This window comes from Rickettsia fournieri (genome assembly GCF_900243065.1).
GTDB lineage: Bacteria > Pseudomonadota > Alphaproteobacteria > Rickettsiales > Rickettsiaceae > Rickettsia > Rickettsia rickettsii.
The window spans coordinates 68964-81382 of sequence record NZ_LT978483.1 but is presented as its reverse complement, the minus strand read 5'-3'; the positions used below and the strand labels follow the sequence as shown (position 1 = coordinate 81382).

Here is a 12419-nt window from a genome sequence, read left to right as displayed (position 1 = left end):
TTAATTTTGCAAGGAGGCTATTTTATCGTTACCACCCTTATCGTCGGTATTACGAATTTTTTCAGCCATAGCTTCAATTTGAGCATTATCATAATTCCCTTTAGCCTTTTCTTCAATAACTTTTTTAGTACTATAATAATCTTCTATTAAGATAATTACTCCTATTGTAATAAAGCAATCAGCTAAATTAAATACGGGGAAGCTATAATTCTGATAATGAAAATGGATGAAGTCAAAAACTGCTCCTCTAAAAAATCTATCAATTAGATTACCAACAGCTCCGCCGATTACAAAGCTATAACCGGCAAAGCTTCCGATCGTTTTTGAACGTATCATCAAATAATATAAATAACAGACAATAATCGTGTTCGTTATTAAGAAAATAGTATTGCTATATTGATAATATTCACGCATTAGACCAAAGCTAATACCGTAATTCCAAGTATAAACCATATTTAAGAAAGAAGTAACCTTAAGCATTAAGCCCGGCTTCCATCTCAAATTATCAATAAACCACCATTTACTTAACTGATCAATAATCACTAAGGTTATTATTATACGACTACTACGAGCAAATGTGAGATATAGTTTTTTTAGTAGTGGGAGCATAATTGTAAATGTCATTCCCGCGAAAGCGGGAATCCAGAAAAAACAACCTTAATATTAATACAAAATTATATATTTGATAAAATAAACCTATAAAAAACAAGTTTTTTATAGATTTTACTAGATTCCCGCTTTCGCGGGAGTGACATAAGAGTCGTACAACAAGTTGATTACGGTATGACAAGGATTCACCCTACAATGAAACTGTGGCTGCTTTATCAGCTTGCAATTCCTTATCAAGCTTAACACTTAAAGTTTTTATTTCTTTTTTAAATTGTTTAAATTTCTCTAAATTTTTTCCATTTAATTCTATACCCGGTGTTGTTTTAACTGACATAGGATTAACATGTTTGCCATCAATTTTAACTTCATAATGTAAATGTGGAGCTGTAGCTCTGCCGGTACTTCCGACATATGCGATGATTTGTCCTTGTTTTACGATACTTCCCACTTTTAAATTTTTTACAAAATTTGAAGCATGCGCATAAGCAGTAGATAGCGTACCGCTATGTTTTACCTGAATAAATTTTCCATAACCCGACTTCCAACCTATTTCTGTTATAACTCCGTTTCCTGCAGAATATATAGGCGTACCGGTTGGAGCTGCAAAGTCAACCCCCTTATGCATTTTAGTATAACCGAGTATCGGATGCTTTCTATTACCGTAATGTGAAGAAACTTTTATAACTTTTAGCGGAGTTTTAAGTAAGCTTCTTTTTACGCTTTTACCGTCTTCGGAAAAAAATGCATGATTATTTGCGTTATTGTCATGAGAATAACGATATATATTATATTCTTTCCCTGAAAGATTTAATGAAACATATAGAATTTTACCGTAGTGGGAAAATTTACCGTCTTCCGTTACGTATTTTTCTGTTATTACGGTTGCAGTATCACCGCTTTTTATTTGACGCTGAAAATCGATTTGATAAGCATAAGCATTAATCAGCTCTATTATACTGTTATCCGATAAGCCCAGTTTTTTAAGAGCTGACATAAAATTTGCTTCAATACTTACCGACGATTTAGCAACTTTTTTACTTAAAGGTACTACAATTTCTTCAACTTTAAAATTATCACCTTCTCTAATTACTTCAATAGTTTTTAGCTTATCGATAATTATAACGATTTTATTTAAGAATGCTACCTCTGAGGTTAAATCTTCATCCTCGTTTTCTGTAATTTTTGTTTCATATTCAAAAGTAATTTGCTGCCCTATTTTAAGAGCAGAAGATAATTTTCCCTCTTTTATTAAACTTACAATTTTGTCTATTTCATTTTTAGGGATACGTTGTTCTATCAAAATTGACTTTATAGTATCGCCTTTTTTTACTACTACTTCTTTAAATGAAATTGTTTCTTCTTCACTACTATCAGGTTGTACTAAAGTTATGGATAAAGTGTCGTTAACATAATTATTAACGGCAAAAGAGACAAAAACAACTAATCCTATAAATAATAATAAGGAGGCAGAGGTGAGGATTTTCCTGAGACGTGCACTAATAAAAGATGATGGTAATATGCCATTAAAATCATAAGATAGTGCGGTATCATTCATTAAAATTGCTCTGAAGATTATTTGAATCAATTTTTTATTACTAGTAATAATATGAACTACATACAAACAAATTACAATAGAAAATTGTAAAATTTTGTTTTATTTCTGTCTTATTAGTTTTTTATTGATTAAAATTTAATTTTTTATATAAGTTAATTTTCATTAACTTATATAGATAAATATTATGCCTAGACTTTTCCTATTTTTATTAATTTTTTATTAATTTTTATAAATCTTATGTCCTACTCATATCTAGCCATAATACTGTCAAATTACCCAAAATAGAATATTATGAGAATATTTCTTTAAATAAAAACTGTCCTATAAATAGTGAAATAGTTCTAGTAGGCGGTTGTTTTGATTTATTACATTACGGTCATATAGAATTTCTACGCAAAGCTAAAAAACACGGTAAATACTTAATCGTTGCTTTAGAGCCGGATGAAACAATTATTAAATATAAAAAACGTCAACCTATCCATAATCAATTACAACGAGCAAAAATTTTAAGTTCTTTCACATTTGTTGATAAAGTACTTATATTACCTAAACTAAAAGATTTTAATGATTACGCTCGGTTAGTGCAAAATATTTGTCCTTCTGTAATCGCCATAACAAAGCACGATCCTCAGTTAATAAATAAATTCAAGCAAAATTAATAAATGCGAAAGTAATAGAAGTTATTGACTTACTGCAACATCCTAATATAGGTACACTTTCTAGCTAAAATATTATTAAAAATATGTAGTTTTTACAAAAATTTATCGATTTTTACTTTAATAAAACTGTATATCCATTTATATTAAATATAAATAACTTTATATGTGCTATGAAAAATATTATTAGACATCTTGCCAAACCAGCTTATAGAGAGGAATTTAAAGGAGACACTTCCCCTCGAACCGCAGCGTACAAAAGCATACGTGAGGATTCGAGTACCGGATTGACGTATAAATTACCTCCAAAAGCGAGATTTGGAAAAATGTCTATTGCTTTAATTTATTTTTTGATTGTTAGCAATAATTGCTTTGCTTCCGAGCCGTTACCTTGGCAAGTAACGTTCCAGCCGCCGGCAAGTCCGATTATGGAGGAATTACATCATTTTCATAATTTTCTGCTTTATATCTCAACAGCTATTGTTTTATTTGTTGCCGGATTACTTGGCTTTGTATGCATAAGATTTGATGCAAAAAATAATCCCGTACCAGCAAAATTTTCACATAATGTTTTAATAGAAATAATTTGGACTGTAATACCTATAATAATTTTAGTTATTATTGCAGTGCCGTCTTTTAAAATATTGCGTCATGCCGAAAAAATACCCGAAACGGATTTAACTATTAAAGTAGTAGGTTATCAATGGTATTGGCATTATATATATCCTGATCATGATAATTTAGAATTTGATAGCGTAATGATCTCTGATGAGCATTTAAAACCTAACCACAAAAGATTATTAGATGTTGATAATCGAATTGTTATCCCTGAAAATGCTACCGTAAGGTTTCTCATTACCGCAGGTGACGTAATACATAGTTTTGCCGTTCCATCACTTGGGTTTAAAATAGACGCAGTCCCAGGCAGAATAAACGAAACCTGGACAAGAGTGGCTAAAAAAGGCGTATATTACGGACAATGCTCCGAACTATGCGGCATCCATCACGGCTTCATGCCGATTGCTATAGAAGTAGTAAGTAAAGAGGATTTCGACAATTGGATTGCAAGCAAGAATAAGACTGCTATGAATGGCAAGAAGCCAAAATTGGCAGCTAACTAATTATATTTAGAAGTTCTATGGAAAATTATAATACAAAAATATCTGAACTAGATAAATTACTAAACGATATAACCGATTCTAATCGACATCAAGAAATTATTAAGTAGTGATGATTCAGCAGGTAAAGAAGCAGGGTAATTTATAACGCAAGTATTTTATAAACTAAAACTATTACTTTAAATTTTTTAATATATGACTAACCACAATAACCCTTATCCCCATCTTTTTCCTAAACAAGCGAAAGAAACGATATTTTTAAAACATTTTATCCATAATCCAAATATAATAGTCGGAGATTACACTTATTACCATGACTCTAATCACCCTGAGAAATTTGAATATGAAAATGTTAGAGGAGCTTATTTTGTTAAATTGATTATAGGAAAATTTTTGCTATGGGTACTAGTATAGTATTGTTGTCGGTAATCCTGCAAAGATAGTACGCTATAGATTTCCTGATGAGATAGTTGAGCAATTACTTGAAATTAAATGGTGGGATTGGGATTATGATAAAATCACTCGGAATATTCCGGCAATTGTTGGAGCAGATATCGAACAATTAAAACAGGCAGAATAATAATTATGGATATAACTACTACCGAAATTTATTACGATGACCACCACACCCCACACGGTTGGAGGCGATGGCTTTTTTCTACCAATCACAAAGATATCGGCATTATGTATATCATATTTGCCGTTTTTGCTGGAATTGTCGGAGGTTTGTTCTCACTGCTTTTTAGGTTAGAGCTTGCAATGCCCGGCGGCACTTTCTTAAATCATGATTTCCAGCTATATAACGTGCTTATCACAGCACATGCGGTTATTATGGTATTCTTTATGATTATGCCGGCTTTGTTCGGTGGCTTTGGTAACTATTTCGTACCTCTGTTAATAGGGGCCCCCGATATGGCATTTCCACGCCTTAACAATATCAGTTTTTGGCTACTAGTTCCTGCTTTTCTTTTACTTATGGGATCAGCTTTTGTTGACGGTGGACCAGGAACGGGCTGGACGCTCTACCCTCCTTTAAGTAATTTAAGCGGTCACCCCGGTGCAGCCGTTGATATGGCTATTTTCAGTTTACATTTAACCGGTCTATCGTCAATCCTTGGATCAATTAACTTAATCGTTACTATCTTTAATATGAGAGCTCCAGGAATGGGGCTTTTCAAGATGCCGTTATTCGTTTGGTCTATTTTAGTTACCGCATTTCTAATAATTCTTGCGATGCCGGTACTTGGTGGAGCTATTACTATGCTACTTACAGATCGTAATTTTGGAACTACTTTCTTTAAGCCTGACGGCGGCGGTGATCCTGTATTATTTCAGCATCTATTTTGGTTTTTCGGTCATCCTGAAGTATATATCGTAATACTTCCAGGCTTTGGTATAGTAAGTCAAGTTATTTCAACTTTTTCACGCAAACCTATATTCGGCTATCAAGGTATGATCGGGGCCATGGTGATAATAGGCTTTGTTGGATTTATCGTATGGGCTCACCATATGTTTACTGTTGGGCTTTCTTATAATGCACTTATATATTTCACTGCCGGAACGATGATTATAGCAGTTCCGACGGGTATTAAAATATTTAGCTGGATAGCGACTATGTGGGGTGGTTCGATTACATTCCCAACTCCTATGCTATTTTCGATAGGATTTATTATATTATTCACGATCGGCGGCGTAACCGGCATAATCCTATCAAATTCGGCACTTGATAGAGTTCTGCACGATACATATTATGTTGTTGCACATTTCCATTATACGATGTCGCTCGGTGCTTTATTTACGGCATTTGCAGGCTTTTATTATTGGTTTGGCAAAATATCCGGTAAACAATATCCGGACATTTTAGGCAAAATTCATTTTTGGATTACCTTTATAGGCGTTAATTTAACTTTCTTCCCGCAGCATTTCTTAGGTCTTGCGGGCATGCCAAGAAGAATACCGGACTACCCTGAAGCTTTCGCCGGCTGGAATATGGTTTCGTCGATAGGAGCAGGTATTTCTATGTTTGCTGCCCTTTATTTTGTATTTATCGTTTTCTATACGCTAAAATACGGCAAAGATTGTCCAAACAATCCTTGGGGAGAAGGAGCAGACACATTAGAGTGGACACTTACCTCACCACCGCCGTTCCATACTTTTGAAACACCACCGCATATTGAGGGGTAATAGTGACTTTGCTGCGTGGATGCCAAGTCATCATTGTGAGGAGTTGCGTTAGCAACGACGCGGCAATCTCATAAGATAATATAAAAAAAACTCCTGAGATTGCCACGTCAGCATAAATGCTGGCTCGCAATGACGGGACCTTTATGAACTGTCCGGTACTATGAAGAATGACATAGCTGACCGAAAAATAATAAAACTATAATAAAATGTATAAAAAACCGATAATAGGTGTTACACCTGATTTAGCTCAAAATTGTGAAAAATATACTTACGCTACTTTTCCATGGTACGCCTTGCGAAGAAACTATACCGATGCGATTATTGCAGCCGGCGGTGTACCGCTATTATTACCTTATCAAAGTGATACAATAAATCAGCTTATGGAACTTGTTGATGGTGTTGTAATGCCAGGCGGTGATGAGGACATACATCCTAAATTTTATGAGCCGGAATGCGCCGAAGATATAGTAGTTTCCAATGAAGAACGTGATAATTTTGAGATATTAGTTTTAAAGAAAGCATTAGAGAGAGATATTCCGGTTTTAGGAATATGCCGAGGTATGCAGTTATTAAACGTTATTTTTAAGGGTACGCTTATTAAACATATTCCTGATTATATTGAAACTGTAATTAATCATACACAACCTTCGCCTAAAAACATCGTTTCACATGCAATTAATATAGAAGCAAATACTAAACTTGCTAAAATAGCTAATAATCAGCTACAAACTATGGTTAATTCGACTCATCACCAGGCTGCTAAACAACTTGGTAATGATCTTATCGTATCTGCAACAGCAGAAGACGGTATAATTGAAGCCATTGAATCAACGAAACATAAATTTGTTATCGGCGTTCAATGGCATCCTGAATATCTTAACGATAATGGAGTAGATTTAGAATTATTTAAAGAATTCGTAAAAGTTAGTAAGTAAATATTAGTTTTTAACATCATTAGATGAACATATTACAAACGCTTTATTATATTCATATCCAAGCGGCCAACAACATAAGGAATTTTTAGAGCGTTCATATACGAAAGTAGAACCTCTACCATTGTCTTCTAGTTGATACTGACCATAAATTACAGGTCCACATTGTTCTTGCCAAGCAATTGAATATTTTACCCGATTATCTTGCACATCCCATTGTTGTAAACAGCCGCTAATAATACAATTCATTTCAGTCACAAATAGTTTAACCAATTTTTGTATTACCAAATCTTCTTGTTGTTCTACTTGTATATTATCACAATAAGCTATATGTGAGTTTAAATTATTAGCATAAGCTCGTGATGTTATAAAGACTATAATAGTAAATAATATAATAAAAAATGATACCTTACTTATTAAATTTAAATTAATATATTTAAAGATACTTAATAAGAAACTAATAATCAAATATTATTTATTGTACTATATTATCATTTTAAATAAGATTTCGGACCTTTGATCTGCTATATTATCGTCAAAAACATTATTTATGACTGCTGATTATTCTTTTTTGAAAAGTTTTGCTGAGTATATCATTGATAAATTAGGTAAAGATACAGAAGTTCAAATAATATTGCCTAATAATTTCTCATGCCTAGAATTAAAGAAGATTTTAACCGATAAATATAAAATTAAATTACCTATTATTATTCCTTTTAATTCTCTTATTTCAAAAAAAACCGATTCGGATTATATATCTAAAATAGAAGAATTACTTATTTTATCATCCATTATCACCGAATATAAAGAATTACCTTTTAATAAAAATGAATCATTAAAAGCTGCAGAACTTTTAAGAAAATTGTTTAATGATCTTATAATCAATAATATCGATATAAAATTAATTGAAGTCTATAACAATTCTAACTATTGGCAAAAGATTTATAAATTTCTAGAATATTGCTTTTTAAGATGGCAAGAAGAAATATCGTTTACTCAAAAACAAACTAAAGCAGTTTATAAATTAAAGCTATTACAAGAAGAAATAATAAAAATAAAAACGGGACATAAGCAGGTAATACTCGCCGGAATATTCAAGCCTAATGTTTTTTTAAAAAGATTTGAAGAAGAATTAAAGGATTACATAATTCACTATAATCCTGCCTCCAAACAGATTAGCGATGGTATATCTTATTATGAACCTAATGACATTTATGAAGAAACTAAACAAATAGCTTATATATGTAGCCGTAATAAAGACAGACGGATTGCAATCGTTACAAATAATAATAAGCTTAAAAGAGTATATTGTAATTTTTTAGACAAATATGAAGATCTACTAGGTAATGACTTAAGGCTTACTAATATAGGTGAATTACTAACTTCCATTATTAAAATATTATGTAATAATTTTGATTTAAAACTTCTATTTTTATTACTTAAAAATCCTTTAATTAACTGCCCTACTGTGCAGCAGTTAGAGTTAATGCTATCTAATAAAAACCGTTTTATATCCTCACCGAAATATTTATTGCAATTACAATTTGATAATGAGGATATAAGAGAGTATTGCCATAACTTAATAGATATTTTATTTACCGATACTCCACATAATATACAAGCTATTCTAACCTTAACTAAAGAAATAACTGAAAAACTTTTGCCTACTATTTGGGAAAAAGAAGGAGGAGCAGAACTACTTGAGTTTTTAACAAATTTAACCGCATATAGTAAATATGTAAATTCAACGGATAAAAAGGATTTTCCTAAAATTTTTTCTTTTTTACTTTCTAATATCAAATATTACAAAAATACCGACGCTGCTAGTATTATTATAGGACGGCCTGAAGATTTAGCATTATGTGAATTTGACTTAATTATATTACCGCATTTTAATAATGAAAACTGGACACTTAGTGCTAAAGCTCACCCATGGCTTAGCAAGAAAGCCTTGCAGATACTAAATATAGATTACGATGAAATCGCCCCTACTCTATATTCAGATTACTTCAATTTATTTCTACAAAATAAGCAAATAGTTATACTGAATGCTAAAAAATATGATGGGAAACTGTCAGTGCCGAGTAATTTATTTTTGAAGCTAGAAAAAGGTTCTGTGTCACCCCGTGACTTGATCACGGGGTCCAGTAATTATATGGATACCGTGGTCAAGCCACGGTATGACAAGAGTATTGAGATCCACAGCCCCTCTTTCCCAACCACCTTATCAGTAACCGAAATAGAAACATTAATAAGAAACCCATACGGTTTTTATGCTAAGAAAATTCTTGGACTACGTAAAAAAGATCATATATGGGAAGAGCCTAAAATATCGGATTTCGGTCATTTGATTCATAAAGTTTTAGAGGAATATTCTAAAAATTATGACAAACAATATATTAATTTAAATTTGCTTGATAAACAAAATGCTTTAATAAATATCGGTAATCATATTTTATATAGCACTATTTTACCAAGCTACACAAAAAAGACTTGGCAAATAAAACTCACGGCTTTCAGCAAAGCTTTTATTTTATTTGATATAGAACGCCGAAAAAACTGCAAAGAAATCTATTTTGAAACTAAAGGGGAGTTACGGCTAAATATTGTAGGTCAAGATATAAAAATAATCGGTATAGCTGACCGAATTGAAATAAGTAAATCAAACAATATAACTATACTAGATTATAAGACCGGTACTATTCCGACTAAGAAAGAAATAGAGCTTGGACTCTCTCCGCAACTTATCATAGAAAGTTTGATGTTACTAGAAAACGGATTTACGAAATGTAATTCTCTGTCCCTTTTATGTCATCCTCAGCCCCTTTTGTGTTATTCCCGCAAAAGCGGGAATCCAGTTATGAATAACAATATTACTATCGCCTACGTAAAAATAACTAGTACCGAACCTTATGTGCACACAACAGAAATAGCTTTAAGCATCGAGACTTTAAATAGACATAAAGCAGGATTAGTAAAATTACTTGAACATTATATTACAAATAAATTCTTTTCTTATGATTTGAATTTATCAAAGTATAATGATTATTTGCATTTGAGTCGATAGGCTAATTATGTCATTCCTGCGCAGGTGCATGGGGGTCAGACTCGATGTCATTCCCGCGTAGGCGGGAATGACATAAACAAACCATGCAACAAGGCTTTCAGTCGCTCGCAATGACGGCTTAGCAACTGCTCAATAGTGCTTACAACCCCATCACTAACTTAAATTCTTTACTTTTAATAATCTTACTATTCGTATTATAAATAATCGGATCGTTAATTTTTTCATGACCGAATCTATTTGTTTTAAATACCGGTATATCTAAACTATCTGCAAAATTACGAAGCACTAACATTGTGGCATCAAGATCTTTACCAAATGAACCAAATATTATAGCCTTAACATCCTCAAGTAACCCTGCTTGCTTTAAGTGTAAAAGCTCACGATCTAATCTAAAAGGAGCTACATTCACATCTTCTAAAAAAAGAATTTTGCCCTTAGTCTTTATTTGCCAACTCGTTCCTATACTAGTCTGCACCATAGTTAAGTTACCGCCTGTTAGTTTGCCGTTAACAAGATCACTTGATTTTGCTATATCGTTAAGAGGCACTAAATTATCTATAGTAACTTGCTTTACTTTACCTTTTAATATTTCAGCAAGCTTGGTAAAATTACCTTGATCTTGTTCCAGCTTTAAGAGATCGGCTATATTACTGCCGTGAATAGTTTTCCAGCCCCATTCTTGTGATAGAAAAAGATGTAACGCCGTTATATCGCTATATCCTATAAAGAATTTCTCTTTATTTGGTTTTGATAGCTTTAGTAAATCGGGAATTATTCTCGCAGAGCCGTAACCACCTCGTAAACTCCATACTATATTATCAGACTCATCAAATAATGCATCCCGCAGGCAATTAAATCTTACTTCATCGCTACTTGCAAGAAAGGGTAGCTTACCTTTAGCAAAACACTTAGAAGAAATTTGTAAATTTAGTCCATTAATATTTTTTAAATCCGACAAGGTTTTATTATCCACTCCTGTTGCCGGAGCAACAACAGTAATAGAGATATTTTTTAGACTATGACCAGCAGAAAAAGTTGATATTGAAAAAAATAATATTATTAGTAAAGATATATTTTTAAGAATCATGAATATAATTTATAGGTATTGTTATATGAACAGGTAAACCTACTATGTCATGCCGTGGCTTGACCACGGCATCCAGTCTTTATTTTATTTTTTCTAGATACCGTGGACAAGCCACGCTATGACAGAGGCAGGCACTGGATTCCCATTTTAGCTAGGGATGACATAAAAGGGAACAGAAATGACATAGAAAATGAGAATAACCTTAAGAAACTATTCTAAATAAAAATCAGCAGCATCATCACCGGTAATCTCTACTGCTTTAGCCTTGATTTGGTCAATAGTAAGGCCACTATATTCTACAAACCAACCTAATAAAGTATCGTCCTGACCAAAAAAATTAATGTTCTTAACAACAGTTGCTTTATCTATATTACCTTTCCTCATATCATATACAAGCTTTAATGCTTCTTTTTGTGCTGGTAGTTCATGAGTATTAGATAGTACTAAAGTCTTTACTTTTGCTCCAAGTTTATTCGCCGAAGCCTCTGATATTTCATCATCTTCAGATTTATCAGTTGAATTTTCGCTTATTCTAAGGTTTTCTATTATAGGTTCAACAAGCTTTGTCCATAGCTGGTCAGTTGAACTACAATCACAATCGGCTAGATATTTTCTACCTTCTTCTCCAGTTTTTACAGCATTATCAACAAACTCTTTAACTATCCACGTATTGTTAAATTTGTTATAAGCAGCTTTTATGAATAGTTCTAAATGATTAGAACCTAAATCTAAGAATTTTTGTTTAAGGTCCATAGGGATATGACTTTTTGTATCTAGCCATGTTTGATTCCTGATAATATTTCTGACATTACCTTATTAGTGTCTTGTGTCGGTATAGTAATATTATTACTCTTAATAGTAACCTCAAGTGCATTTTTAGTACTAGCATCCAAGTTAGATACTAAGTTTTCATACTGGGCTGGGTTACTTTTAGCTTCTTTTAAAATGCTTACTATTTTCTTAAATCTTGTTACTATTTCTGAATGACTACCCGTAATGCTTGTCATCCAATCCCATTTAAAATATTCAAACCCGCCGGTAGCATGATTTGGAACTGCAACATGTGCAAATTTATGGTCATATCTAATGCCGATTACATTAAGATCGTTTTTATATTTCTTTACTTGAATATCGGTATCATTACGATATTTTTTAAAGTGTTGCTCTAATTTTTTCATACTCTCCTCCTTAATTCGTATTTTTAATTAGTG

At 32.4% G+C, this 12419-nt stretch carries 9 protein-coding genes and 2 pseudogenes; 6 read left to right on the top strand and 5 right to left on the bottom strand.

All coding sequences use genetic code 11. The features are described 5' to 3' along the window. Both lspA and C4Q30_RS01465 read right to left on the bottom strand, forming a co-directional pair. A complete protein-coding gene (gene lspA / locus C4Q30_RS01470) occupies positions 1-609 on the bottom strand; it encodes a signal peptidase II (RefSeq protein ID WP_103897000.1) in 609 nt (202 codons plus the stop codon). Between the two features lie 190 nt (positions 610-799). Next, on the bottom strand, positions 800-2164 hold the full coding sequence (locus C4Q30_RS01465; protein WP_103896999.1) for a M23 family metallopeptidase: 1365 nt from the start codon (positions 2162-2164) through the stop codon (positions 800-802). Positions 2165-2382: 218 nt separating this feature from the next. On the opposite strand from C4Q30_RS01465, the gene C4Q30_RS10395 reads away from it, so the two are divergent. From C4Q30_RS10395 to C4Q30_RS01440, 5 genes and pseudogenes are all read left to right on the top strand, one after another. Then, complete coding sequence (locus C4Q30_RS10395; RefSeq protein WP_209445196.1) at positions 2383-2823, top strand: adenylyltransferase/cytidyltransferase family protein; 441 nt, start codon at positions 2383-2385, stop codon at positions 2821-2823. A gap of 170 nt (positions 2824-2993) precedes the next feature. Next, on the top strand, positions 2994-3941 hold the full coding sequence (gene coxB, locus C4Q30_RS01455) for a cytochrome c oxidase subunit II (RefSeq protein ID WP_103896998.1): 948 nt from the start codon (positions 2994-2996) through the stop codon (positions 3939-3941). Positions 3942-4133: 192 nt separating this feature from the next. Continuing rightward, positions 4134-4518, top strand: a pseudogene (locus C4Q30_RS01450) (acetyltransferase). A 5-nt stretch (positions 4519-4523) separates the two neighbouring features. After that, positions 4524-6122, top strand: coding sequence for a cytochrome c oxidase subunit I (ctaD, locus tag C4Q30_RS01445; protein WP_103896997.1), 1599 nt, complete (start codon positions 4524-4526; stop codon positions 6120-6122). Positions 6123-6328: 206 nt separating this feature from the next. Continuing rightward, on the top strand, positions 6329-7057 hold the full coding sequence (locus C4Q30_RS01440; protein WP_103896996.1) for a gamma-glutamyl-gamma-aminobutyrate hydrolase family protein: 729 nt from the start codon (positions 6329-6331) through the stop codon (positions 7055-7057). A 3-nt stretch (positions 7058-7060) separates the two neighbouring features. Here the strand turns inward: C4Q30_RS01440 and C4Q30_RS09380 are convergent, their stop codons facing one another. After that, entirely contained in the window at positions 7061-7522 is a 462-nt protein-coding gene (locus tag C4Q30_RS09380) for a hypothetical protein (RefSeq protein ID WP_245207406.1), read from the bottom strand. 82 nt (positions 7523-7604) lie between these two features. Between C4Q30_RS09380 and C4Q30_RS01430 the strand changes: the two genes are divergently transcribed. After that, entirely contained in the window at positions 7605-10121 is a 2517-nt protein-coding gene (locus C4Q30_RS01430; RefSeq protein WP_103896995.1) for a PD-(D/E)XK nuclease family protein, read from the top strand. 139 nt (positions 10122-10260) lie between these two features. On the opposite strand, the gene C4Q30_RS01425 is transcribed toward C4Q30_RS01430, so the two are convergent. Together C4Q30_RS01425 and C4Q30_RS01420 are read right to left on the bottom strand one after the other, a co-directional pair. Next, positions 10261-11208, bottom strand: coding sequence for an LD-carboxypeptidase (locus tag C4Q30_RS01425; protein WP_103896994.1), 948 nt, complete (start codon positions 11206-11208; stop codon positions 10261-10263). 210 nt (positions 11209-11418) lie between these two features. Further along, positions 11419-12386, bottom strand: a pseudogene (locus tag C4Q30_RS01420) (hypothetical protein). Positions 12387-12419: the final 33 nt, after the last annotated feature.